Source organism: Natrarchaeobaculum aegyptiacum, from assembly GCF_002156705.1.
In the GTDB taxonomy this organism is placed as follows: Archaea; Halobacteriota; Halobacteria; order Halobacteriales; family Natrialbaceae; genus Natrarchaeobaculum; species Natrarchaeobaculum aegyptiacum.
In genome coordinates this window covers 2,867,031-2,892,066 of sequence record NZ_CP019893.1, presented here as the reverse complement: position 1 = coordinate 2,892,066, position 25,036 = coordinate 2,867,031, and the positions used below count along the sequence as shown (strand labels likewise).

The following is a 25,036-nucleotide window of genomic DNA, read 5'->3' as shown; positions in this document are numbered from 1 at the left end:
GATCACGGGCTCTCCACTCAGTCGTCGCCCTCGAGGCGCACCAGTTCGTCGACGTCTGGAATCTCTGCTGCGGCGTCGGTGATCTGTTGCATCCGGTCGGTGTGCTTCTCGACGGCGTAGGCGGCGAGTGCGCCCTCCTCGAGGCCGACGGGTTCGGCGTCGTCGGGCTGGAACCGATCGTCTTCGGTGATGCCCTGGACGAGCGGAATGAGTTCGGCGACGGTGTCTTCGATCAGTTCGGGGTCGACGCCCTCCCTGATCAGCTTCTTGAGCTGGTTCATCCCGAAGCCGACGTGGCGGCCCTCGTCGCTGCGAATCTTCGTAAACCCCTCGACGAGCCCCGGCAAGTACGGCAGTTCCTCGAACTCTCCCCCGTAGGATGTCTGCATCCCGTAGTAGCCCGTCTGGGCGAGGATCCCCTCGACAGTGAGGTGGTAGTGACAGTACGCCTTCGCGCGGTTCTCGGGGGTGTCTTCCTCGAGCAGCCGATACTGTGCCTTCTTGTTTCGGTCGAACAGCTCGATGTACGGCTCGTTGAACCAGACGTCGTCGCGCGGATTCGATCGTTCCCAGCCGAGTTCGTCCTCGACGGCCCAGATCACCTCCCGCCAGTAGCGGTCGAAGAAGTCGGCGTGCTTTGCCTCCTCGTACAGCTGGGTCGTCAGGAACAACTGATCGTCGAGGTCCTCGAGTACCGTCGCGAGCGGGGCGAGGTCTTCGGTCACGGCGTCCTCACCCGCGCCGAACTTCGCGATGCCCGACAGCGTTCCCTTCCAGCGTTGCTGGTCGTACCCCGGCGTGGACTCGACGTGCTCGAGCAGGTTCTCGACGTCCTGCTCGAGGGCGATTTCACCCGGGTCCCAGTGGCGCTCGACGGCGTTCCGATAGTACCGATTCGAGCGGGAGTTCCGATCCATCATCTCCGATGGCGTGTACGTTGTTGCCATGGTCCATGGCCCGGTACAACACACACGTATTAAAACTCTCCTACCGTTCAGACGGGAACCTCGCGTCGACCTCCGCTGGCCGGTCCTCGTGCCGAGTTAGTCGGTTACTCCCTTTCGAGACGTCGGTTGATACATAGTACGGGCGCATACACGCGTCTGTAGGCGCGGGAGGAGGCCAATGCTGAAAGCGGTCGAACGCACTCGATGTGGCCCAGCAGTCGACGCTTGGCAGAGTACTAGTACCGTTCCAAACGTCGACTGCGAGGTCGATCCGACTGACGCCGATCGGTTCGACCTCGCAGTTCAGGCTTGGATCGCCACTAGTCACCGTCGTCGTGACGGCGTTCGTGGGCGTCGAGCGAGGTCATCGTTCGGTACGTCTCGACGGGGTCGACCTTCGTAAGCCGATACCGATAGTAGCCGTAGGCGACGACGAACCAGCCGATGAGGACGCCGCCGACGATCGGCTCTTGCATGAGGGTGATGACCCAGAACGAGCCGGTCGCCAGCGCACCGCCAGCGACGGCGAGCAAGAGCCCGCGGTACCGCCGAAGGCGAAACGGCGCGTTCGCGTAGTGGTCCGGAAAGTCCCGCGGGAGGTTCCAGAGCCCGACCGCACAGAAGAAGTACGCCGTCAGGCTCGCGAGGCCGATGAACGTCGAGAGGCCGACGATCTGGTCGGCGAGCGGAACCAGCACGAACGGCGGGATGCCGAGGACGACGATCGCGTAGTGTGGCGTCTGGAACCGCGGGTGGATCTCGGCAAACGCGCGCGGAAAGATTCCGTCGCGACTCGCACGCATCAGGGTCCGAGAGAACACGAGCAGGGTCGTGTTGACGGTCGTGACGACGGCGAAGATAGCCCCGAAGGCGACCACGTACTGTCCCCACCACGGGAGGAACGTCGCCGCGACCAGTGCGAGGTCGGCTTCACTCCCCAGTTGCGTGTACGGGACGGCACCGACGAGCACGGCGATGAGCGCGACGTAGACGATGGCGACGAATCCGATCCCGAGGCCGAGCACCAGCGGAATCGTCCGCCCAGGATCGTCGATCTCCTCGCCAAGTTCGACCAGGAGGCCGAATCCGAGGAACGGATAGAAAAGTGCGACGACCGCCAGAGCGAACGCGCCGTAATCCGGGAAGAACGGCTGGTAGTTCGCCGTCTCGACGGCTGTCGCGCCCGGGAGGATGAACGTCGCCAGCGCGACGACGAGCCCGGCGAAAAAGATCAGTTGCACCTGAACGACGACCCTGAGACCGACGAGGTTGATCAGGAGCACGAACGCGAGGAGGACGTAGATGAGCACCATCGACGGGACGTCGAAGAAGATCCGCGTGTACTCGGCGAACCCGGTCGCCGTGATGAGCAAAGATGCCCAGGCGACGAGCGGAATCGTAAACGGTACCAGAAACCCCCAGAACGGCGCAGTGAGCCTCGAGATGTAGACGTACAGGCCACCCGCGACCGGCATCGCCGACCCGAGCAAGGCGTTGTACAGGACGACGAAACTCGCCGGGATGGCGGCTAACACGATCGCCAGTGCGATCGCCGGCCCCGCATCACCAGCGAGCGGACCCGGCAGGACGAATATCGGCACCGCGATGGCGTTCCCGACCAGTAGCGCGAGGACGCCGACGAGACCGACGCTCGAGGACAGCGTCTCGGTTTCGGCCTCAGTCACGGGACTCACTACCGCCGTCGGCGATACGCGTTCGTATCCGCTCGACCTTCTGTCGCCGAAGCTGCCGTCCGATACCGTACCCGAGGAGGCCACCGACGAACGGGGTGACCACGAGCAATGGCTCGAGCGTGACTACTGCCACGAGGATGCCGACGCCGATCCCGAGTACCAGTCCGCCCTCGGGGTACTGTGCGGCCGCGATCTTGCGCTCGTGTTCGTCCATCTCGGTGGGTGAGTCGCGATATTTGCCGATTGCCATGTCATCACCCACCATACTAAGGGAAATGAAGGTTGTGGCAAGTATCACCAATAATCAGGCATAATTTTTGCAACCCGAAGAATGATTTGCTGCCGACAGGTACCGAACCACTCGTCAGCGCGCTACCGGGGACCGGGACCTATCGCTGGACGCCCGCCTCGATCTCGAAAATCTCCTCGTAGAGGTCGCCAGCCAGCACATCGAGGTGTTCGGTGGCCGCGCTTGCCTCGACCGAGTCGCCGACGCCGTTCCACTCGACCGCGAACCGTCCGATCGGAACCAGCGCGAGGCCACCGATCGTCACCTCCCCCGAGGGCGTGAGGACGGTCCACTCGGTCCGCAGCCCCGTCGAGGACCGCTGGACGTCTTCGATCGGTGCACCAGCTTCGAGCCAGTGCTCGAGGAGGCCCTCGGTGAGCCGTCGAAGCTGCCGTTCACCGAGGACGTGTGCGACCGTGCCAATTGCGACGAGGAGGGCGAACGCGACGACCGCAAACTGGAGGCCGCCGTAGGGAACGTTCAGGGACGCCGCGAACCCGGCGAGGATCACGACGAGCCCGAGAATTCGACCGTCGAACGCAGTCGGCACCGATCCACTCCAGGTGGACTCGACCGACCGCGACCGCTGCTCGAGTTGCATGTGCCGACGCTCGGGACTTACCACCCGTCAACCTGTGCCTGTTCCAGTTCGCGTTTTAACCGTCTCAGGGGTGAATCGTCTGGTCCGATTTTCCGAATTACTCGTAATCGAGTAACTCGTCGTCACCGTGGCGTTCCCGGAGGTCGGCCAGCGACGCGCGCTGGGCCTCGAGTCGCGGCGTCGGTTCCTCGTAGACGTCCGCGAACATCGCCGCCGGGTCGGCCTCGGCCGCTTCGGCCTCGGTGATCAACTCCTCGAGGTCTGCCTCGATCTCGTCTTCGATGGTGGCGATTTCGGCGTCGTCGAGGATCGACCGCTCGCGGAGGTAGGCCTCGAACCGATCGATCGGGTCACGGTCGCGCCAGCGCTCGAGGTCGTCCTCGTCGCGGTACGCTGTCGGATCGTCCGCGGTCGTGTGGGCGCCGTAGCGGTACTGGATCGCCTCGATCAGGGTCGGTGCCGGGCGGCCGTCGTCCGCAAGAGCCTTCTCGCGAGCGACTTTCGTGACGACGTAGGTCGCCAGCGGGTCCATGCCGTCGACCTGAACGCCGTCGAAGCCGTAGGCAGTCGCCTTCTGGGCGATCGTCGCGCTCGCGGTCTGTCGCTCTCGTGGTATCGAGATCGCCCACTGATTGTTGTTACAGAAGAAGAGCGTCGGCGTATCGAAGACGCCCGCGAAGTTCATCCCCTCGTGGACGTCGCCCTCCGAGGTCGCGCCGTCGCCGAAGTGGACGACGCTCACCGACTCGTCGCCTCGAAGCGTCGCGGCCCACGACCAGCCCACTGCGTGGGGGATGTGCGCGCCGATCGAGATATTGAGCGGAAAGACGTTCAGATCCGCGATCGCGGCGTTGCCCTGCTCGTGGCCCATCCAGTAGAGCACGTACTCCCAGGGCATCCCGCGGGTCGCGACCGCCCCGTGTTCGCGGTACTGAAACGAGAGCATGTCCTCGTCGGCCAGCGCGTAGGTCGACCCGATCTGGGAGCCCTCCTGCCCGGCCAGCGGTGCGTACGTTCCCAGCCGTCCCTGGCGCTGCAGACTCACCATCCGTTCGTCGAACCGCCGACAGAACCGCATGTCACGGTACATCGAGCGCAGCGTCTCCGCCTCGAGGTCCGGCTCGAGATCGGGTGCGACGACCGTCCCATCGGCGTCGAGCACCTGCACCCGATCGTCCGGCGCTCGATCGAAGAGGTCCCACTCGAGTGCGTCTTTGGCCATGCTAGGGGGCTCGAGGCGTCGCCACATAAGACTGATCGCTCTGTGACCGATCAGATATTACTATTGTATTACTGATTAGTATGAGGGTGATGAAAATACCACACCCAATATCCTATTGTTATTATGAAAATACTCACTCTGATATATACTAGTGGGATAAAGAGGGAGAGGTGAAGTATTTGAAAGAGTCACCTGATTCCTTAATCACGCATGACCCAACAATTACTGCCCACGAGATTGATAACGAAATAGTCGTTCGGAGTACTGACGTTGGTGGGTCACTTGATGAAAATTGTGGGTACGATTACGGCGGTGTTTAGTTTGGGTATGAAGAGGTGAAGCGGTGGCAGTGTTCGGTGCCTATGTCTAAAACAACCCGCCTCTGGAGATCTAGTGGATAGGTCGACGTGGAGTTTGTGCAGCGAGAGCGGACACCGCGTGAGCTGATGGCGCTCGGTATTCGACTCCATCTGGGCGGACTATCGCTTTCGAATACCGTTCGAGAACTCGAGAAGTACGGTGTCGAACGGAGTCGAAAAGCCGTCCACGACTGGGTGCACAAGGCCAATCTTGCACAGTAATCTGGGCCAGTCCTGACCAGGTTGGGTTTGACGAAACGGTGATCTGGATCGATGGCCAGCAGTACTGGCTGTATACGGCGGTCGATCCAACGAGCTACAAATCCTGCACGTCCGGCTGTATTCAACCCGAACAACGGAAGTTACCGAACGTTTCCTCGGTGAGCTGAAGGAGAAATACGAATTCGAGGACGCCGTGGTTCTCGTCGATTCAGCCCCGTAGCTGCAGACCGCACTCGAGCGACGTGGCCTCACGTTTCGGTACGAACGCCACGGCGATCGAAGCGCGATCGAACGTGTCTTTTGTGAGATAAATCGACGAACCCCTTCATTTTCAAACTTATTCAGTCACGTCGATCCGAATACGGGCGAATCGTAGCTCCAGACCCTCGCCTACTGGGCACAATGAGACTAACTAAACACGACCATTTCTTGAACCTATAGATATTTCACTCTGTGGATGTAACCCTAGACCGAATGAGAGCATCAGACTTTGATCTCGAGGAGGACTTGAAATACGGTACCGAACCTGGTGTTAATACATTCCGCAACGATAGAATGATGATATTAAATGCCGATGCCTTTGGATTACTTCGGCAACAGATATTAAATGAGTTTGGAGAAGAAAAGGCATATAAATTCTTTTTCCGATTTGGATTTCAATCTGGCTATTCAGATTTCCTCCAAATCAATACTAACTACGAATTCGAATCAGATGATGAACTTCTAAAAGCAGGCCCAAAAATCCATACCGATAAAGGAATGGTCTCAGCATCTCCCACAGAACTTGAATATGATCGTGAATCTGGGGACTTTTTATTTAAAGGAACATGGAAAAACTCGTACGAAGCACAGCAACATATAATATACAACGGTGAAAGTGATCAACCAGTCTGCTGGAGTTTAATGGGCTATGCATCTGCTTGGTGTAGCGGATTTATCGAGCGGCCCGTCCTTGGATTAGAGTCCAAATGTGAAGGTGCCGGAGACGATGTCTGTGAGTGGGAAATAAAGCCAATTACGGAGTGGGGATCTGAAGCCGACCCATTTATTCTGGCATTAGAAGACCTATTTGTGGGAGAAGAGCTAATGAAGTACTATTCATATATCGGTGAAAGAGAAGGGTTTTCAGGGAAAATGGAACTTGCCAAGCAAACAAATCTTCCTGAAGTAAAAGCATCGACAGCATCTGGGCACAAGGAAAATGTAGAAAAATTCAGAGAGGCTATTGAGGATATACTGGGAGAAAAACCACCGGAGCTATAGCGTTCAGGCTATCTCCATCTGATTGCTTAATTCTGTCAGAAACCGGTCTAGAGTTTGTGCTTGATAGCGCCAGTTGACACCTCCATTGGGATGAGGGTTTGAACGTTCACGTGAAATATCGATTCAGGGACTACTACTAAGCCTGTCTCGTCAAGGGTCAATCGAGGTCGAAGCGGTCGAGTGTCATCACCTTGTGCCAGGCATCAACGAAGTCATAAACGAGTTTCTTCTCTCCGTTGGTGGCACAATAGACGTCTGCAGTGGTTCGAAGCCGAGCGTTGGATCCGAAGATCAGATCGAAGCGGGTAGCTTCCCACTCTACCTCACCGGTATTGTGGTCGCGAACTTCGAAGGCCTCATTGTTCTCATCGACAGGTTGCCATTCGTAATCCATATCGAGCAAGTTCACGAAGAAGTCGTTGGTCAGGGTTCCCGACTCATCGGTGAAGACCCCGCGATCGGAGTCGCCGTAGGTCGCACCAAGTGTACGCATTCCACCGACAAGCACTGTCATCTCGGGGACTGTTAGGTTTAGCAATTCTGCGTTGTCGACCATCCGATCTTCAGGTTGGTCGTACAAATCGTCATACTGACCGCCGAGATAATTCCGGAAAGCGTCGACTTTTGGCTCAAGCACGTCGAAAGAGTCGACGTCAGTCTGTTCTGCTGTGGCGTCGGCGCGACCGGGATTGAACGGGACTTTGACGTCGTAGCCAGCCTTGGCTGCCGCCTGTTCGATAGCCGCATTGCCACCTAGCACGATCAGGTCAGCCATCGAGACCCGGACACTGTCGGAGCGTGAACTGTTAAATCTCCCCTGAATTTCTTCGTAGATCTCCAGAATCGTTGCAAGGTCATTGGGTTCATTGACTTCCCAGCTCCGCTGTGGCTCCAACCTGACGCGCGCGCCGTTTGCACCGCCGCGCTTGTCGCTATCACGGTAGGTTGAGGCCGACGCCCAGGCAGTCTTGACCAGTTGGGGGATCGAGAGGTCGGATCCGAGGATTGCGTCTTTGAGTTCCTCGATTTCTTGTTCGCCGATCAGTTCGTGGTCGACCTCTGGAACAGGGTCCTGCCAAATCATCGCCTCGTCAGGGACTTCAGGGCCAAGAAATCGCTCGGGCGGACCCATATCGCGATGAATGAGCTTGTACCATGCCTTGGTGAAAGCCTTCTGGAACTCCTCGGGGCTTTCTTGGAAGCGTTCCAGAACCTCCCGATAATCGGGGTCATGCTTCAGGGCGATGTCCGTCGTCAGCATCATTAGCGTTTCTATGTCCTCAGGATCCTGTGCACCCGGCGCGAACTCGACTTCGTCTTCGTTGGCCGGATGCCACTGCCACGCGCCACCGGGGCCCTTAACCGAGACCCAATCGTGATTTAGCAAATTGTCGACGTAGCCCATATCCCACTGAGTTGGCGTGGCATTCCAGGTACCATCTATCCCGCTGGAGATCATCCCACCGATGTCGCCAAACTCGTGGTCCCAGCCCAGACCCTGTTGATCAATGGGTGCAGCCTCGGGTTCGGGGTCCTGATGTTTGTCGGGATCATCAGCACCGTGGACCTTGCCGAAAGTGTGGCCACCGGCGATGAGCGCAACCGTCTCTTCGTCGTTCATCGCCATACGCTCGAACTCTTCGCGGATGTTTTTCGCGGATCCTTCGACATCCGGCTCGCCGTCCGGTCCTTCAGGGTTCACGTAGATGAGCCCAATTACTGTGTTTCCAAGCGGGTCCTTGAGATTTCCAACCTCACCATCTTTGTATCGCTCGGCTGAGGTCGTTTCCCACTCTTGCTCGGGCCCCCATTCAACAGCTTCGTTGGACTTGTACTCGTCCTCACGGCCGCCAGCAAAACCGTACGTCTCGAAGCCCATCAACTCAAGGGCAACGTTACCCGCGAGGACGATCAGATCTCCCCACGAAAGTTTTGGGCCGTACTTCTGTTTGACCTGCTCGAGCAAACGACGGGCCTTGTCGAGGTTGACGTTGTCCGGCCAACTGCTCTCCGGCGGAAGGCGATGAAGCCCACCTGAAGCCCCAGCACGACCGTCAGCGGTCTGGTACGTCCCGGCACTGTGCCACGCCATCCGGATGAAAAGCGGCCCATAGTGACCGTAGTCAGCTGGCCACCAATCCTAGGAAGTGGTCATCACCTCCTCGATGTCCGCTTTTACCTCTTCGAGGTCGAGCTTCTCAAACTCCTCTGCGTAGTCGAAGTCTTCGCCGTATGGCCTGGCATCAAAGGCGTTATCGTCGAGAACGTCCAGTCTCAGCAGGTTGGGCCACCAGGCATGGTTAGACCAGGCCATGGTTAATTAATCATAGGAAAACCTATTAAGATTTCCTATATTTCTACATGCTGACTAATTATTCAGATGTGAAGAATTACTATACTGGGCAAAAATAGAGTGGCTCATTGACGCTCTGAGATCAGGAAATTAGATTGTTACCAGCAGGCTTCACGCGGGACGGACTACAATCGTTCCAGCGTATCGTTTCGAGCTACATGAGCTTTCATCGGCGGTCGTCGCCATCTAGCGAGTCGCCAGAGCGATGTCACGGTATCCACCGAATCTGTCACACTGGTAGTCAGAGCAATTTCCAATCAGACGACAATGCAATCCGGTGAGCTGTACCAGATGATACTGAATCTACGGCACTTGAACTGTTTTGGGCTGATAATAATAGCGGTGCCTCGTTCGGTGATGGATGAGTCCTTAAATTTCTTCCTCGAGATCGTTCATTGCTTTCGACTGAATTGATGGGTAGATTGGACAGGAAGCCTCGTTTTGTGCCACTAATTCTTTTATTACAGTTTGACGCATTGCGTGGTCACACGAACCATGGAAGGCATCGTAGTATGGGCAATGAGCACACGACTCCGTGATGCTGGTTGACACTGACATCATCAATTAGCTCTTTTTCGTCCGCACTCATAAAGTCTTTGGTGGGTTGGATTTCTTTGTCGCAACACTGCTTCTTCACAAACCTGTCACCGTGTCGTTGAATCAACCACTCCTCCGGATTGCTGGCTTTCACACGTTCTCGCAATAGCAATTGGAAGTGGTTCTATTTCTCCTAGTTGGATGGGATGCTATTGACCAATTTTACATCCACCGTGATCATGGGAAAGTTCCGCGTGACATCGAGACAAGACGATTTGTGACGGCAGAAGTCAGTCTATCCAGCCGGTCTCAATGTCCCTCAAGGATACAAAATCAGTACTTCACAAAGCTGGTTAGTTGAGACGTCTGCTTGCTGAAGTTGTGCCTAAGAACCCACAGCAAGCAGACGGTTCAATCCACGAGGACCAGCTCCTTAACTTCCTCGTCAACACGATTGACGAGGAAGTTTCTCTCGGTCTGAGCGATAATGCTCAAATCGATGCTGAAGACATCTATGAGGTCCTCGTCGGCGCGTGCGCCGACGGGACCTCGGTCTCGACACTCTGCGAGGACAGTGAAGACTCTCCTCACCAAAACACCGTTCTGTACCATCTCCGCGAGAAATTCGACCTCGAATCGGTTGAACAAGTTGGGAACACGCTTCTCCAGAAGGACGTACTCACTGTGCTTCCTGAGCAGGTGGAGGTCTGCGCAGACCTCCACCTGCGGCCCTACTACGGTGACGAAGACGACACAGACGGCCTCTATCATTCGGAAGCGAAACGTGGAACTACCGCATTCCACGCCTATGCTACACTCTACGCGCGTGTACAGAACAAGCGCTATACGCTGGCGGTGCGCCGTCTCACCGACGGCGACACCGCCAGCAGCGTCCTCGCCGAGTTTCTCGGTATTCTCGACGGCCTTGACCTCAGCGTCAAGGCCGTCTATCTTGACCGTGAATTCTACGATAGCAAGTGTCTCACGCTGCTTCAGGCGCACAACCACGCCTATGTGATGCCGATCATCCGCTGGGGACAGACGATCAAGCAGGAACTCTCGGAAGGTTGGAGCCGCGTCATCCAGCACGATCTGACGGCGAAACTCGACGGTCACAGCTGGACCGTCGAGTTTCCCGTCTACATCGACTGCACCTACCAAAACGGGCGATACGACGAACACGGGGTGGCGCGTCACGGCTACGCCGCTGACGCGCCTTTCATCAACTCACCACGAGACGCTCGATACCATTACGCGAAACGCTTCGGTATCGAGGCGACGTACCGGCTCTCCGAGCAAAGTATTGCAACAACGACGACACAAAACCCGGTAGTACGGCTGCTGTACGTTGTGGTGAGCTTGCTGTTACAGAACGTCTGGCGGTACTTGCACTGGGAGTACGTGGCGACGCCCCGCCGTGGCGGGCGTCGCCTCTGGTCCTGGTCGTTCAAGGAGTTCATCAAGATGCTGTGCCGGGCAACATGGACGGCCCTCGCGGTGCGTCGGGCCGTCCCTGCAAATCGGCCACCGGACGATCGGTTCCACCGCTAAGGCCCGACCAAGTCAGCCTTCCTGCGAGTGGCAACGCCGTCGCGTCGGCGGCTGACCGCCGCCGACAGCGACGACTCTGCTCGATCTTCGGTCAGAACTCCCGTCAATCACTACCGATCAGGATGAAACTGCGGCTTCAGTCCAAGCTGGCAGGGACGCTTTGTGAGGTACTGAAAATAGCCAAAATTTCCATCACACCTTGCTTTTCCTCCTCTTTAATCGGCTCTAAAACATCTATTACCTCTCCTAAATCAGCGTCTCCGCCGTATTCTGTTGAGGACAATCGCTGAAGTACCCGACTGTAGAATATGTACGCAGCAATCTCACTGGCTAATTGATCGCGAAGGGCTTCAACCTCAGTCGGGTCACAATGCGAATACCGGCTCGAAACCGTCGCTGCCAGTTCAACATGCGATTCTCGACAAAACCCCAGGGTCTCGAGCAAATCAATGAGCCTTTCCCGATGCTCTCTGCACTCTTCCTGTGTTTCTTTGAGTACTTGGGTTTCAGGCTCTGATGCATGGTTTTCGTGATAATGTTGAACACGGTTCTCAATTATCGTCTCGAAAACCAGAGCAACCTGTAGTAAGCGGTGCAATTCTCGATCTGGAATTGGTTCTTTCTCCATACTCGTAGATCTTCGTGAGGCCAAATCCGTTGGTATCGCGTGGAAAATTACAGCCAGAATTGTGCCAGCGGTACTGAGTGTTATTTCAGGTTCGAAACACGAACCGAATGCGGTGTCCCCTCAATGTCTTCGAATACGTCCCGATGTTCATCTTCGGGATCAGTTCCATCGTAATTTGGACATCGAACCGTGGGTTCACCGTAAAGCGGCGGTGAACCATCCAAGATGTCCTTTTCCTGGAAGGCATATCCACATGCTGGACATTCGCCAAGCGAATTTATCTCACTGTCTTCTGTAGACATTGGGTGACAGTAGCACTCGCAGTAAGTTAAGTATATCGCAGTCGTTGAGGGAGACCGACCAGAGAGACAGAACCAACGGCACATTCATCGTATGCTACCCCCCGAAGAGGGCGTACTGTGTACCAGTCCTCACTCCGCCAATCAATGCAAAGGTAGCCCCCAAACGCCAGTACTCAGACGGTGGGTCGTCAGCTGACTCATCAGTGTGCAAAGTGTTTCAGTTGTTACTATAGCAGAGTAACTGTTGAAGACGCTGTCTCCGTTCAGTTATTCCTCAGACTCATCTGGACGAAGATCACCACGTTTCCACTTGAATTGCCACACTTGCGCTGAGTCGGCTCGTCTGGTCCCCGACTCAAATTGGTAATGAACATACCCATCAGTATATTCGATGAACTTCACTCGCTTTTCTGTACTTCCAATTTCGAGAATGGCCCAGTCGCCTGGTTTGATCTGGTCAGTCCAGTCATTTCCATCCATACCAGTTTGTAACGACGGTAGTGGAATCAATCTAATGCAAAATAACGGCAAAGAGTTGTAAATCCAATTACTGTTCTGGAGACTATCCAATACTGGTCGCGACTAGTCGTCTGCTACCCCAGTGCCAGCTGCTGGGTCAGACCAGTCCTTCCAGTCATCTCCCCAGTCTGGTGCACGGAAGTCAATTCCTCGTTCATGAGCGTTCTCCTCACCCATCCCCATATGCTCGAGAGCTCCCTCGAGATTCTGAGGCTGGATGTCACCATCGAGGAAGCGCCGGAGGATGCTCTTGTGATCTTTGTACCGTTCAGGCTCGTTTTCGAAGATCCACTGGCACTGATCGGAACAGAAGAAATACCGTTCCCCTTCGTGTTCGTGGATTCGAAGACGGTTGTGATCGTGGACGTGATCACAGTCAATCGCTGGAAGCTGGCAGAGGTCGCACAGAACGATGAGGTCGTCTGCAACCGTCTTTTCGATATTATCGTTTCGCATTGCTTCAGCGTGACGATCCCATTTCTCGCCCCATCGTTCCTCCCAGCCAGGATACTTTTCCTCGAGCCACTCACGGTCTTCCTCGGTCACACCGGGTGGGGTAATTGGAAGAGTCGGGCGCCAGTGGTAGTGCCCGCCAGCCATGTAGTGACTCGTATCGGCCCTACGAACGGTCTCGAGGAAGTCGTCCCAGTACCATGGCTTTTCGAGACCTGTGTTTTCGATGTTCTCGAGGAACTGATCGACAATCCATTCTTCCATAAATTCACCCCAGGACATCTCTCTGTCCTCGACTGGGGTATAGTAGTCCATACTTGGACCAGTTAGTGCAGAGAACAGTTTGTAACATCGCCAGAACGACTTGTCGACGAGATACTGTGCACGGTCAAGATCATCGTATTGATCCAGAATTTCAATGATCGCAGTACCTTGCTGGGCATGCCGTGCCTCGTCAGTCTGAATTGATGAAATGGCTTCAGCAAATTCGATGTCCCCTGTATCAGCAGCATCAGCAGCCAGCGCAAGGAACTGCATGTTGGTGAAGCCAGTTTCGAAGGCGAACGTGATCTGAAGTGCAGAATCGATCGCGTTGGAACATTTGAAGTCGTCGAAGAGATGACGACCGGCAACAGACGCCCAGTCTTCCGTGTGGTACATCTTTTTTGCCCAGTCATACTGAGCATCTTCCTTCACGAAGCTATGTGGAAGTCGAAGTTGTAACTCGGCATGACGAAGTTCGTCCATTGCACCGAAATGTGCCATGTGCCGCCACGCGCTATCTGGTGCAAACCGAGCGTAGAGTGCTTCAGATGTTACAGCGGCCCGTTCCAGAAGAGGAACAGTTGCGAAATGGAATTTAAGGACGTCTTCCCATCCCATTCCGAGCGCTTGGGGCAGGTCAGACTGCTCCATTGCTGAACTGACCGCGTACACCGCGTTATCCTTCTCCCCCTGTGTTTCGTAGTACTCACGTGCCGTTTGCTTGTAGGTCTCCTCCCAGTCTTCCCATGCATCGTCCGGAAGATCGTACTTGTCCTCACCAGACATTTCTTCCGGAAAGAGTTCGTCTTTGTCGACATATTCCGGCTCCCAATTCGTATTGGTGGCTGTCTGATACCACTGCTCACGCCTGACATTTGGCAGCATACTCAATTATACCATATTCCTCATATCTAATAAACTTTGCCCAGCAAAGAACGAGTTATCCGATTGACTCGCCGCGGCTGATGTACACTCCGGGCTGTTTGCAGTCCACTGTAGACTTCGCCCCCATCCGTTCTAGTTTAACAGGTCGGGGTATCCAGAGACGCCAAGCTAGAATCGTCAGTAACTAGGAATGTGAGAATCCGGTGGGAAGTGTGTACAAACCACCGGATTCAGTAGTTGTGAACCGAATTCAAAGAGCGTTTCCATCCGATGAGTTGCGCGAGCGTGCTCGCGCAACGAATCTTATCCAGCGAGAGCGGAAACTCGACGTCGTCGCGTTGTTTTACACGCTCTCCCTCGGCTTTGCCGCTGGTTCTGATCGATCCATTCAGGCGTTTCTCGAACGCTACGTCGAGATGGCTGACTGCGACGAACTCTCGTATGCGACGTTTCACGGCTGGTTCAAACCAGGGTTCGTCGCACTCCTTCGAGAGATTCTCGATGAGGCCATCGAGAATCTCGACACCGGCCAAACCGAGCTGAGCGGACGTCTCGAACGATTTCGAGACGTCCTCATCGTCGACGCGACGATCATCTCGCTCTACCAAGACGCCAAAGATGTCTACGCACTCGATGATGACCGAGCCGGGGCGAAACTCCATCTCACCGAATCGCTCTCAACGGGACTTCCAACGCGATTTCGGACGACCGACGCGAGCACCCATGAACGGAGCCAGCTACCCACCGGCGAGTGGGTAGCTGGCGCCCTCATTCTGTTCGATCTCGGCTACTACGATTTCTGGCTGTTCGACCGCATTGACGCCAATGATGGCTGGTTCGTCTCTCGCGTCAAAGAAAACGCAGACTTCGAAATCGTCGAAGAACTCCGGACGTGGCGAGGGAACAGCATTCCGCTAGAAGGCCAGTCGCTGCAGGCCGTCCTCGACGACCTGAAGCGACAGGAAATTGACGTACAGATCACGCTCTCGTTCGACCGCAAACGAGGGTCGGGCGCCAGCGCGACCCGAACCTTCCGATTAGTCGGCGTTCGCAACGATGACAGCGGCGAGTATCATCTGTACCTGACGAATCTGGAGAGAGACGACTACCGCGCGCCCGATATCGCACAGCTCTATCGGGCGCGCTGGGAGATCGAACTGCTGTTCAAAGAACTCAAATCACGGTTCGGTCTGGACGAGATCAACACGACCGACGCCTACATCATCGAGGCGCTGATCATCATGGCAGCACTCTCGCTGCTGATGAGCCGGGTTATCGTCGACGAACTCCAGAAACTGGACGCAAAGCAGCGAGACTGCGCCGACGACGCCGCGGCGTCGTCGACGCGGCTTCCTCGACGACGATGTTCACACGCTGTCGAACGCCACGCTCATCTGATCCAGTTGTACCTGATGTTGGATCTGGGGTACGAGCTACCGGATCTCGATTCGTTGTTGCTGTGGTCGTCACGAGATCCAAATCCACACCGTCCGAGGTTACGTGAACAGGTGGAGTCAGGCGAGTTCTGGTAACGAACTCGCCTGACGAGACGGGCTGGATCGCCCAGGCTGGTCAGCGACGGCTCTGGAACGGCGGCGCACTCACGACTGCGAGTGCGCCGCCTTCGACGGGAGACATGACCAAGAACCGGCTGGTTTGCTTGAGCAGCAGCTATCTCGGTATGATTGCGGTGAGACTCGACGCATTTTCGGCGTGATCACCGTCTCAGTTAGTCGCTAAGCTAGAACGGATGACTTCGCCCCATTTGAACTCGGATATCACTCTTACAGCATCCGTTCAAAACAGGTTCGCAAAGCGCTCGTAATCGCCAGAAGGCGCGAGTCTGGCCTAATCACAGTCAGCCAGAGACAACTGTAGAACAAATGTGGGCCACCGTGTGGGATTTACCCGTTCTGATTCATTGCCAGTGCCTCACTCACGATGGCACCTCGAGACCGAGATCCGTGAGCAGCGTTGCATATTTGTCATCGATAGTACCGAGTACTTCATCGAAGTCCATAGTGACTGGCGGCATTGATTCGAACGCTGGTTCGAACGCCTCGATAGATTCGTGGCACACAGGGTACCACTCGTCGACAGTAGCCTGAATGATCTCTCTATTTTCCGGCTCGATTTCGATGAGGTGTTCGGTTACGGAAGCGGCTACTTCCTGATGACGGTCTGCATCCAGGTAGAAATTCTCGAGCACCTGAGCGTACAGGTCAGAGTCGTTCTTGTCGAACAGCGTCGAGTACTGAGCCAGCACCAGTTCCTCGAGCAGCGGTTTCAGAACCAAGTTCGTCCCGATGAACGATTTGGCCCAGTCGTATTCGACGAGTAGCTGCTCGATTGCCTTTCTGAGTGGTTGCCACATTTCATCGTCTTCCCAGATTTCTCGCTCACTGTCAGTGAAACCCTTCTCTGGAAAGGCCTCGTCCAGTTGAGTTGCTCGGCGTGCCAATCGTTCCTGGCGTCGGATTTCGTCTGTTGCCTGCAAACACATTGCTGTGCTGATGGTTGACGATGGAGCTGCCATGGTCAGGTACGATGCCAGCATCTGCAACCCGTGAGCAGGATATCGTAGTGGAAGAAATCCGTTCAGCTGGAATTCCAACCACGGATCGTCCTCACGTTCGGTCCCACGTTCAAGCACCTCCGCCTGTTCGTACAGCGTTTCGATTCCCACCTCGCGCTCGTCCATCAACTCGTTGTACTTCTCATAGGTCATCTCACGGGGGTCTCGCCACGACTCTAGATCGTCGATATCCCCTTTGATGACGCTTCCTTCACGGTATTTTTTGTACCACTGGGGGAGAGCTTCGTCGGACGATACAGCCAGGCGAGGAACTTCTCCTGCGTAGTTTTCACCAATATCGAAGTTCGTTTTCTGGTGGGCAATGTCGTAGGTAGTAGGAACTCGACGCTCTTCCCACGTCGAGTAGGTTCGGTACGTCTGTTCTTTCATCGGGTATTCGCTATCACTCATTGGAATCTCCTCAATTAGTCAATTTTTGTATCGGCAACGTCACTTACGAACTCAACCTTGTCCGATTGAGGCTTTATGTAGCCTTTGAACGAAGACAGTTTTTCTTCAATGCCACCAGGGACCTCTACCGCACCAACACCGAGCAGTTCGTCGAGTGTGTCCTGTGTTATTACGCAGTGATCCTCAGATTCGACTCTGATATACGCACGCCGGTCAATGACCTCGACTTCCCCATCAGTGTCTTTCTTTATTCCCTCGACGATAGCCTTCGTTTCTTCGTTATTCCGAAGGACAGGACCTACTTTAGTCATTCTCCATCATCCTCCATGACCACGTATATTTGCTCGTCCTCGATACCTATTTCGTACTCCTCTAACTCCGGGCCGCTAGGGTTGAGTCCCTCACCTGTTTCTAAATCAAATTCCCAGCTATGAGCAGCACACGTCATGACCTTATCATCGTCGTGAACTCCACAAAAGGACTCTCGTTCGCCGGTTTCTTCCAGATCGCGGTTCTGGTGGGGACACATTGCCGTGTATGCATGGAGGTCAGCCTCTTTATCCCGCCATACCATTATTTTGTCCCCACCGACGTCGAAAAACCTGATTTCGTCGGCCCATAGATCGTGATCATCGCAGAGGATGTGCTTTGCCTCGCCAGTGTTGCTTCGATTTTCTGTCGACATGTTATTCTGGTTTTAGGTGTTCGGGGTGCTTCTCAAGCATGCTCTGATCATTCCATGCAGGGTGAGATTCACCGAACCCATCTGGAATATCCTCGCCCTCGTATTGGATTTCGATATACGCCGTCGGATCGAAGGTTTCACCGACTATCTTCGAATCTTCGACGACTTTGCCGTTATGAATTACGTCGAACGACCGATCGTGATCGATGTGGGCCCTGCTGTCGACGACACGAGTAATTTTGTTAGCTGCTTCCGCTACTGTGTCCTCGGAGTCGACAGGCACGAGTGTCGGATAGTCATCAGTCCTGAACCGTACGAGCAGTGGAAACTCTGCCATGCGTAACCAATCCATCGTAGTGCGACAGTCCATATATATTTATCGGTGGGGTTTAGCGATAGATGGGGATCCAATAGAACGTCGCCCTTTCAAAAGGCCGGATATCGATCTCAAAACTGTAAGCCAGAATAATAGGCGAACGACAGTTGCAACTTGGAGACGCAGCCGATGGGTCCGAACCAGTACCGGCGGCAGAGAGCACCTGAATCTGGCACTCCTGTCGTAGGCGTGTGAATAATATCCCGCGGCTCGACTGATGAGTCGAACCGGACGAGCGTAGTCTGTTTGACGCGGCAGTTCAGGCGTGAAACGCGAAAGTCAACGACCCCAACAGACGAGGAACCCTCCGTGGGAAATGAGAAGCGACGAAGCGACCATCGTGCCCCCATCAGTAGTCTGTGATGCAACTGACGCCCGCGAAGACCTACCCCTGGGACCCATGGGGTCAGGATGTCGTAGTAAAAGGGTGGAAGGGCCCCATTCTCGGCCCCACGCAGCGTGCGTAGAACAAAACGGAGTCATTGATCGTAGACCCCCTCACAGCAACCTTAGCTTCCAAGCGGCGATTACCGAGACGTTCCCTGGGTTTAGCCTGAGTAAATTCCACTATTATATTAATGTATACAATATTGATTTCAGTAAAATTGTAAGCTTTGATTGATGGATAGGGACTGATCCGAGTGATTAATTCGCTGTGTTACAGAGGTTTCTGTTTGATCAGATCAAACACCACCGAACTGCTGTCGATTTGCTCTGCTCAACTCTCTCGAGTGAATCCCATCAGATCCATCAGAGGTCCAACTCCTTCGAGCCGTTTGCCGGTAGGAACTGGACGGTCAGCTGTCTCGAATCAGTCGTTGAGCATACCACCGTCGATACACCCTGTGCTCCAATAGTCCGACGACACCGACGGCTGGCGGTGATCGGCAGGATTGTGTGACGTACCAACCGTCTCGAGGCGGTTCGGCAATGGATTACCTGACTCAGGTATCTAGCCCGGAATTGACCTCAATCACGTTAGCTGATCGTAGCAAGTCGTCTTTCAGATCGTTTTCAATCCGTTCATCAGTAAGCCGACGAGCAGGTCCGGAGATACTAATTCCACCCAGAAGACGACCCACATCATCACGTAACGGAGTCGCGATACATCGAATTCCCCTCGCTCGTTCTTCGTTATCGATCGCGAATTCTCGTTCGCGGACTGTGTCAAGCTCATTCTTGAGGTCGGTTGCATTCGATATTGTATTCTCCGTTCGCCTTGGGAGCCCGTGTTCTTCTATCACGGATTCGAGTCTGTGATTGGGTAAATAGGCGAGCATCGCCTTTCCAACCGCGGTGCAATGTGGGTATTCATACTCCCCGATACCAACTGAGGCTCTTACCGCGTTTTCTCCCTCTGCCCGGTAGACAAAGACCGTTTTATTCGACTCCATCACTGCATATTGGGCGCGCTCAGATGTTTTTTCAGCGAGCGCGTCGATTTCTTCCTGGACCATATCGTAGATCTCGAGGCGGTCTTTCACGTGTTCAGCTAACCCCAGAAAACGTAGACTGAGCGCATACTCATTCTCTTGTTTGACAATATATCCTTCCTGAACCAGCGTGGCCAGATGGGTATGAATGGTCCCCTTTGAGATGTCGAGTTCTGACGAGAGGTCAGTGACACCCATAGTACCCTCCCTAGCAAGCGTTCGAATGATTTCTGACGCTTTTTCGACCGCATGTATTGTCCGGGGTGGGTCACTTTCTTCCATACTTGAGAATCAAATTCTCACCAATTAAACCTTAGGTTTGGTAGCTCCTCTCGAAAGCAATGTAACAGTTGCGTAGTATCTGGAATTATCATTGCCGTTCCCTCTGCATACCAGGGTCGGTCGGTTTCACAGTGAGATCGACCAGAAATTGAATCTATGCCCCTTCCATAACAAGACTATTGCTGTTATTCCCCGCAGTTCTACATGGTCAAACCGGATTTCCGGCAATAACAAAGTTAGTGTTGTGATGGAAAGGTTTGCGAACCTGATCTCTGTTGTTGTGTCGTGAGAGACACCACTGGATTGCGATTTTCTTCTTCAAGTAGCTATTCGAACCCGAGCTGCTGAACGCTGAATATGATAACATCACGCAACAACCCAGCCTCAAACGTAGGTATCAGCGTTCAACCGGTTCCCAAACCGGCATTGGCATGTTTTGCCACACTATATTCGATCGAGGCTCATTTGAGGGTATAGAACACTAACGTAAGCTGGAACCTCGATCCAGACCGTCTGGAAAGCATGAAAGATGTTTAGCACTGGTAAATGAAGTTATCTTTTCCACATATTTGAGTGGAGAGTCACCATACGTTTCCAAAATGAAGTGGGAGTAGTAGCTATGTGTGAAAATCGACAGTAGACTGGATTGGCAACAGCTATCCCCTCGTCTTGTTTCCACGTTCAGGAAGCAGCCTCGAGATGTTCAGTCTCATGCTTGGAAACGCCGGAGTGTGGCACTGCTTGTGGAGTCGACATCACTGTGTTCGGCAATTCGCCTTATCTGTCCTTCGCGCTCGCGTGTACCTGAGAAATAATACCGTTGTTTTTCACCAGACAGGTATTGTATGATATGTAAAGATAATTTTAACTGGTGCTGTCATCATACTCCAGATATGGGTGTCCATACCCTAGCGCACGTCGAACTGTATAGCCCAGATATCGAAGCATCTCTCGAACACTGGCTGGAAACTGCTGGTATGTACCTTCGGCACGAAGAGGGAGATTCCTACTACCTGGCTGCGTATGGAGACTGGCAGGACTTTACCCTCGTTTTGCACGAAGGAGATGAGTGGGGCTGCAAAAATGTCGCCTGGAAAGTGAGTGACGAAGACGATCTGGAATCGTACCAAGAACGAATCGAAGAATCTGGTTACGACGCGGAGTTCGTCGACTCTGAAAAGCCGGGAATCGGCAATACGCTTCGGTTCGACTATCCTGGTGCTTCACCCGAGTATATGGAACTCGTCTACGATGTTGCTCGTGCATTCGACACAGTTCCAGAAGAAAACCGTTCACGGCTGAAAAATCAACCAACGAGGAAACCAGAACAGGGAGCTGGCTATCGGCGGATTGACCACGTCAATTTCAACCTGAGTAACGCGTCCGAGTGTGCTCAGTGGTTCCAGGATGTCCTCGATTTCAACCTTCGAGAGGAAGGACTTGGACCAGATGGAGAACAGCTCGCTGCATGGCTCAGTGTTTCGCCGCTCGTCCACGAGATCGCGTTCGTAACGCCACCGGAAGATGGCAATGCACTCGATAAAATTGATCACGTCGCTTACTACATGGACGGTGGTCAGGCTGGAGAACTCGAGCGGACTGCAGATCTGCTGAAGGAACGAAACATCGAAATCGTCGGTGGGCCAGCACGCCATGGAATCAGCCAGGCTCACTTCATGTATTACGTTACTCCGGGTGGAAACAAAGTCGAGGTATTCAGTGGTGGCTATCTGATCTTCGACCCAGAGTGGGAACCAATCACGTGGACTCCGGAAGACGGCTCCGATGGATTCGTCTGGTGGGGCGGCAAAGCAGGATCGCATGCTCGTCGTCAGTACGACTTCGTCCCCACCGATGAAACGGACTGGAGTGAACACGACGCGTATCCAATTCGAACTCGGCCTGAGCAGGAACCGCCAGAATAACTGGATCACTTCAGCATGATCGGAGCCCGACCTCGTGTGTAGCATCGCTGGATTATTCTCACCACCCTATTTTAATATTCGAGTGGAAATGGCCAACCTAGGTAAAAGAACATGATGAAGGACGCAAATAACCCAGTAGGTACGACGGAAAAATCGTTGAATCTCATCGATCGACTTCGGGAACTCGATGGTGCTCGCATACACGAATTAGAAAGTGATGTCGATATGACGAAGGGGGCCATCCATAACCACCTCACTACGCTACAAAAACATGGGTACGTGAAAAAAGAGAAGCACGAGTACCGACTTTCATTCAAGTTCTTGACGATCGGTGGTGAAGCAATTATCGATTGTCCGCTCTACCAGTTTGGCCGTTCTAAGGTTAACCAACTGGCTGATGGTACAGGAATGTTATCTAATTTAGGTGTTGAAGAGAACGGGGAGTGTGTATATCTATACCAATCTCGTGGAGAATATGCGGTGAACCTTGATACGAGAATCGGGTCTCGGTTGCCTCTCCACAATATTGCACTCGGGAAAGCAATCCTGGCACACCTTCCAAGGCACTACGTGGACGAAATCATCGATAGAAAAGGGTTGCCCGAAGCAACAGAAAATACGATTACCAATAAGACAGACCTCTATCAGGAACTGGAGAAAATTAAATCTCAAGGGTATGCTGTTGATGATGAGGAGAGGACGGAAGGACTTTGTTGTGTGGCCGCACCAGTCCGGCCCGAAAACGAGATACTCGGTGCAGTAAGTATCTCAGCGTCGTCAAGCAGGTTCGAAAACAACGAATTGAAAGACGAGATCATCAACGAAGTCAAGAGCACGGCCCACGAGATCTCACTGGAAATTTTATATTGAACAGATCACTGATAGCCGCCACAATCTACGATCTGTCTTCTTCATTTGCAGGTGGATACCACAAGGATAAATATCCCTGGTCTTCATTTTGACTATGCATGAGTAAACAAGCTACTACTGGGAAGAGCATTTCCATCACCAGTGACTGGGACACGATGTATATCAACGGCGAGTGGCGGACCGCTCCCAAACGCGACCGCGCTGACGTCGAGAACCCCGCCACGCGCGAGGTGATCACTCAGATTCCCATCGCGACACCCGACGACGTCGACGAGGCCTACGAAGCCGCTGTCACTGCCCAAGAAGAATGGGCGGAAGCGACGCCGGACGAACGGGCGTCTGTCGTCCGCCGAGTCGCCGAGCTGCTCGAAGAGTACGAAGCAGAGATTCGAGAGATCCTGGCGGTCGAAGGCGGTAGCGCCCCCTCGAAGCAAGACATCGAACACGGCGGCTCGGTTACGTTCACCTACGATGCCGCTTCCTTCGCGTTCCGTGTCGCCGGCCGACACAATCAATCGAAGATCCCCGGAAAGGAGAACATCATCCAGCGGGATCCCAAGGGTGTCGTCGGCGTCATCTCGCCGTGGAACGTCCCGTTGAAACTTGCGATTCGTGCAGTCGCACCAGCAATCGTCCTCGGCAATTCCGTCGTGCTCAAGCCGCCAACCGAGACACCAATCTCCGGTGGGCTCTTGCTCGGTCGCCTGTTCGAGGAAGCCGGCCTCCCTGACGGTGTGCTCAACGTCGTCCCCGGCCACGGGACCACGACGGGCGATCGGGTTGCTTCGCACCCTGACGGAGACGTCATCGCGTTTACTGGCTCGACCGGTGCCGGTCGACAGGTCGGAGCCAACGCCATCGACCACTTCGCGTTTCCGGCCCTCGAGCTGGGCGGGAACAATCCACACGTCGTCCTCGAGGATGCCGATATCGACGACGCCGTTGCTGCCGGGACGTTCGGCTCGTTCTGGAACCAGGGTCAGGTCTGTATCTCGATCAACCGCCACCTCGTTCACGAGTCGGTCTACGACGAGTATGTTGATCGCCTCACTGAACGCGCAACCGAGTTGCCGATCGGCGACCCACGAGACGAAGCGACTGTCATCGGGCCTATCATCAACGAGGAACAGCGCAACGAGATAATCGACTACATCGAGGAGACCACCAACCAGGGCGCGACCCTCGAGACCGGTGGTGAGATCGTCGATCCTATCGGCCTCGAGGACAGCCTGTTCGTCGAACCGACGGTGCTTTCAGACGTCACGAACGAGATGGCTGCTGCCTGCAACGAACACTTCGGTCCCGTTGCCCCCGTTATTCCGTTCAGCAGCGAGGAAGAGGCTATCGAGATCGCCAACGACACCGAGTACGGGCTGGCCGGCTCGGTCCACGCCGGTGATCGGGGACGCGCTCGAGACGTCGCCGACGAAATCGACGTCGGCATGATGCACGTCAACGATCAGCCGGTTAACGCCGAACCACACGTCCCCTTTGGCGGGGTGAAAGCCTCTGGCGTCGGCCGGTACAACGGCGACTGGATCATCGACGAATTCACCGAAGTCAAGTGGACCTCGGTCCAGCGAGAATCGCGCGACTACCTGTTCTGAAAACCCGGATTCACGTATTTCTGATCGGGAGAGGAGCACTATATCCCGGTTAAATTTAGGTTCGAAAGCCCCGTCATTGTCCTTTCCTCGATTGCAATTGAACTTTGGACGCGGAACAGAATCCACCCGTGGTTCCCAGCCAGTGCAACGATGCCGGTTATGAGCCTCTTCACGTCGTCGATCACGTAGTGTTGACGGTTTCTTGGACCGAATCGATCGTCCCCCACTCTGTTTAGACCTGCTGGCACTGCTTCGGTGTGAGCCATAGTGTTAGTTGAGCGCCATTCTGGAAATGGTGTAGACCGACGAGCCACAATAGAGATCGCTGCAAGCTACTATTGACGTACCCAGCAGTGGTACCACATCGATTCCCAATGGGGAGGGACTCCCAAATTCGGGTTGTACAGCTCAGTGAACCGCTATATTCGATAGGTTCGTGCGTCGTACATTAGCTGATCTCAGAGATCGCCCGGATAGCGTGTTTGAGCGCGTTGAGAGTGGTGGAAGATCGGAAAGTGAACTGATGTATAGATCCTTCTGGGCTAGTGCCGTCCCAAGCGTCGACTGATGGGTGAAACCGGCCACACAACGGTTTCACCCATCAGTTCAGGCTTGGGACGCCACTAGGTTGTTTGAACGAACACGGTTTTCTTGGAAGCAATCTGAGATCCAGTTGTGTTCGTTCTACTGCAAGTATGCCCACAGTGGGTGCGTCCTCCTTGTCTTCAGCAAGCATGGTGGCCTACCGAGCCATCGATTCTACTTCAAGCTGTAGTCTCGTTT

19 protein-coding genes and 2 pseudogenes are annotated in these 25,036 nt (G+C 54.5%); 7 read left to right on the top strand and 14 right to left on the bottom strand.

The genetic code is table 11. The features are described 5' to 3' along the window. Window positions 1-17: 17 nt before the first annotated feature. From B1756_RS14095 to pdhA, 5 genes are all read right to left on the bottom strand, one after another. Window positions 18-947, bottom strand: coding sequence for a ferritin family protein (locus tag B1756_RS14095; RefSeq protein ID WP_086889118.1), 930 nt, complete (start codon window positions 945-947; stop codon window positions 18-20). A 320-nt stretch (window positions 948-1,267) separates the two neighbouring features. After that, entirely contained in the window at window positions 1,268-2,641 is a 1,374-nt protein-coding gene (locus tag B1756_RS14090; RefSeq protein ID WP_086889117.1) for an APC family permease, read from the bottom strand. Then, a complete protein-coding gene (locus tag B1756_RS14085) occupies window positions 2,625-2,891 on the bottom strand; it encodes a hypothetical protein (RefSeq protein WP_086889116.1) in 267 nt (88 codons plus the stop codon). Before B1756_RS14085 ends, B1756_RS14090 begins: the two co-directional genes overlap by 17 nt. Before the next feature lie 139 nt (window positions 2,892-3,030). Beyond that, complete coding sequence (locus tag B1756_RS14080) at window positions 3,031-3,531, bottom strand: hypothetical protein (protein ID WP_086889115.1); 501 nt, start codon at window positions 3,529-3,531, stop codon at window positions 3,031-3,033. Window positions 3,532-3,628: 97 nt separating this feature from the next. Then, a complete protein-coding gene (gene pdhA, locus B1756_RS14075) occupies window positions 3,629-4,753 on the bottom strand; it encodes a pyruvate dehydrogenase (acetyl-transferring) E1 component subunit alpha (protein ID WP_086889114.1) in 1,125 nt (374 codons plus the stop codon). 407 nt (window positions 4,754-5,160) lie between these two features. On the opposite strand from pdhA, the pseudogene B1756_RS14070 reads away from it, so the two are divergent. Together B1756_RS14070 and B1756_RS14065 are read left to right on the top strand one after the other, a co-directional pair. Beyond that, a pseudogene (locus tag B1756_RS14070) lies at window positions 5,161-5,710 on the top strand (IS6 family transposase). A gap of 98 nt (window positions 5,711-5,808) precedes the next feature. Beyond that, entirely contained in the window at window positions 5,809-6,597 is a 789-nt protein-coding gene (locus B1756_RS14065; RefSeq protein WP_152031315.1) for a XylR N-terminal domain-containing protein, read from the top strand. A gap of 157 nt (window positions 6,598-6,754) precedes the next feature. Here B1756_RS14065 and katG read toward each other — a convergent pair. Beyond that, window positions 6,755-8,911: pseudogene (gene katG, locus B1756_RS14060) on the bottom strand (catalase/peroxidase HPI). A gap of 957 nt (window positions 8,912-9,868) precedes the next feature. On the opposite strand from katG, the gene B1756_RS14055 reads away from it, so the two are divergent. After that, a complete protein-coding gene (locus tag B1756_RS14055) occupies window positions 9,869-11,038 on the top strand; it encodes an ISH3 family transposase (RefSeq protein WP_086888317.1) in 1,170 nt (389 codons plus the stop codon). 136 nt (window positions 11,039-11,174) lie between these two features. On the opposite strand, the gene B1756_RS19235 is transcribed toward B1756_RS14055, so the two are convergent. The 3 genes from B1756_RS19235 to B1756_RS14050 form a co-directional block, all read right to left on the bottom strand. Next, window positions 11,175-11,666 (bottom strand): hypothetical protein, encoded by a 492-nt coding sequence (locus B1756_RS19235; protein ID WP_152031314.1) that lies wholly within the window; start codon window positions 11,664-11,666, stop codon window positions 11,175-11,177. 80 nt (window positions 11,667-11,746) lie between these two features. Beyond that, complete coding sequence (locus tag B1756_RS19230) at window positions 11,747-11,968, bottom strand: hypothetical protein (protein WP_152031313.1); 222 nt, start codon at window positions 11,966-11,968, stop codon at window positions 11,747-11,749. 582 nt (window positions 11,969-12,550) lie between these two features. Continuing rightward, window positions 12,551-14,089, bottom strand: coding sequence for a YHS domain-containing protein (locus B1756_RS14050; protein ID WP_086889112.1), 1,539 nt, complete (start codon window positions 14,087-14,089; stop codon window positions 12,551-12,553). A gap of 203 nt (window positions 14,090-14,292) precedes the next feature. On the opposite strand from B1756_RS14050, the gene B1756_RS14045 reads away from it, so the two are divergent. After that, on the top strand, window positions 14,293-15,621 hold the full coding sequence (locus B1756_RS14045; RefSeq protein WP_086887708.1) for an IS4 family transposase: 1,329 nt from the start codon (window positions 14,293-14,295) through the stop codon (window positions 15,619-15,621). A 404-nt stretch (window positions 15,622-16,025) separates the two neighbouring features. Here B1756_RS14045 and B1756_RS14040 read toward each other — a convergent pair whose 3' ends face one another. The 5 genes from B1756_RS14040 to B1756_RS14020 form a co-directional block, all read right to left on the bottom strand. Then, window positions 16,026-17,075 (bottom strand): ferritin family protein, encoded by a 1,050-nt coding sequence (locus B1756_RS14040; RefSeq protein ID WP_086889111.1) that lies wholly within the window; start codon window positions 17,073-17,075, stop codon window positions 16,026-16,028. 14 nt (window positions 17,076-17,089) lie between these two features. Next, entirely contained in the window at window positions 17,090-17,386 is a 297-nt protein-coding gene (locus B1756_RS14035) for an MmoB/DmpM family protein (protein ID WP_086889110.1), read from the bottom strand. After that, complete coding sequence (locus tag B1756_RS14030; protein WP_086889109.1) at window positions 17,383-17,760, bottom strand: Rieske 2Fe-2S domain-containing protein; 378 nt, start codon at window positions 17,758-17,760, stop codon at window positions 17,383-17,385. Before B1756_RS14030 ends, B1756_RS14035 begins: the two co-directional genes overlap by 4 nt. 1 nt (window position 17,761) lies before the next feature. Beyond that, window positions 17,762-18,097, bottom strand: a complete 336-nt coding sequence (locus B1756_RS14025; protein WP_161493186.1) for a toluene-4-monooxygenase system B family protein — start codon at window positions 18,095-18,097, stop codon at window positions 17,762-17,764. A gap of 983 nt (window positions 18,098-19,080) precedes the next feature. Beyond that, entirely contained in the window at window positions 19,081-19,851 is a 771-nt protein-coding gene (locus B1756_RS14020; RefSeq protein WP_086889107.1) for an IclR family transcriptional regulator, read from the bottom strand. Window positions 19,852-20,744: 893 nt separating this feature from the next. Here B1756_RS14020 and B1756_RS14015 point away from each other — a divergent pair. From B1756_RS14015 to B1756_RS14005, 3 genes are all read left to right on the top strand, one after another. Next, complete coding sequence (locus tag B1756_RS14015; protein WP_161493185.1) at window positions 20,745-21,776, top strand: VOC family protein; 1,032 nt, start codon at window positions 20,745-20,747, stop codon at window positions 21,774-21,776. A gap of 111 nt (window positions 21,777-21,887) precedes the next feature. Next, on the top strand, window positions 21,888-22,646 hold the full coding sequence (locus tag B1756_RS14010; protein WP_086889105.1) for an IclR family transcriptional regulator: 759 nt from the start codon (window positions 21,888-21,890) through the stop codon (window positions 22,644-22,646). A 98-nt stretch (window positions 22,647-22,744) separates the two neighbouring features. Further along, window positions 22,745-24,253 carry an aldehyde dehydrogenase family protein gene (locus B1756_RS14005; RefSeq protein WP_086889104.1) on the top strand — a complete coding sequence of 503 codons (1,509 nt, stop codon included), beginning with the start codon at window positions 22,745-22,747 and terminating at the stop codon, window positions 24,251-24,253. The last annotated feature ends 783 nt before the right edge of the window (window positions 24,254-25,036 follow it).

Excerpts from the sequence above, each read along its gene's own strand:
- B1756_RS14095 (WP_086889118.1), bottom strand. The coding sequence starts at position 947 with ATGGCAACAACGTACACGCCATCGGAGATGATGGATCGGAACTCCCGC.
- B1756_RS14085 (WP_086889116.1), bottom strand. The coding sequence starts at position 2,891 with ATGGCAATCGGCAAATATCGCGACTCACCCACCGAGATGGACGAACAC.
- B1756_RS14080 (WP_086889115.1), bottom strand. The coding sequence starts at position 3,531 with ATGCAACTCGAGCAGCGGTCGCGGTCGGTCGAGTCCACCTGGAGTGGA.
- pdhA (WP_086889114.1), bottom strand. The coding sequence starts at position 4,753 with ATGGCCAAAGACGCACTCGAGTGGGACCTCTTCGATCGAGCGCCGGAC.
- B1756_RS14065 (WP_152031315.1), top strand. The coding sequence starts at position 5,809 with ATGAGAGCATCAGACTTTGATCTCGAGGAGGACTTGAAATACGGTACC.
- B1756_RS19235 (WP_152031314.1), bottom strand. The coding sequence starts at position 11,666 with ATGGAGAAAGAACCAATTCCAGATCGAGAATTGCACCGCTTACTACAG.
- B1756_RS19230 (WP_152031313.1), bottom strand. The coding sequence starts at position 11,968 with ATGTCTACAGAAGACAGTGAGATAAATTCGCTTGGCGAATGTCCAGCA.
- B1756_RS14050 (WP_086889112.1), bottom strand. The coding sequence starts at position 14,089 with ATGCTGCCAAATGTCAGGCGTGAGCAGTGGTATCAGACAGCCACCAAT.
- B1756_RS14040 (WP_086889111.1), bottom strand. The coding sequence starts at position 17,075 with ATGAGTGATAGCGAATACCCGATGAAAGAACAGACGTACCGAACCTAC.
- B1756_RS14035 (WP_086889110.1), bottom strand. The coding sequence starts at position 17,386 with ATGACTAAAGTAGGTCCTGTCCTTCGGAATAACGAAGAAACGAAGGCT.
- B1756_RS14030 (WP_086889109.1), bottom strand. The coding sequence starts at position 17,760 with ATGTCGACAGAAAATCGAAGCAACACTGGCGAGGCAAAGCACATCCTC.
- B1756_RS14025 (WP_161493186.1), bottom strand. The coding sequence starts at position 18,097 with ATGGCAGAGTTTCCACTGCTCGTACGGTTCAGGACTGATGACTATCCG.
- B1756_RS14020 (WP_086889107.1), bottom strand. The coding sequence starts at position 19,851 with ATGGAAGAAAGTGACCCACCCCGGACAATACATGCGGTCGAAAAAGCG.
- B1756_RS14015 (WP_161493185.1), top strand. The coding sequence starts at position 20,745 with ATGGGTGTCCATACCCTAGCGCACGTCGAACTGTATAGCCCAGATATC.
- B1756_RS14010 (WP_086889105.1), top strand. The coding sequence starts at position 21,888 with ATGATGAAGGACGCAAATAACCCAGTAGGTACGACGGAAAAATCGTTG.
- B1756_RS14005 (WP_086889104.1), top strand. The coding sequence starts at position 22,745 with ATGAGTAAACAAGCTACTACTGGGAAGAGCATTTCCATCACCAGTGAC.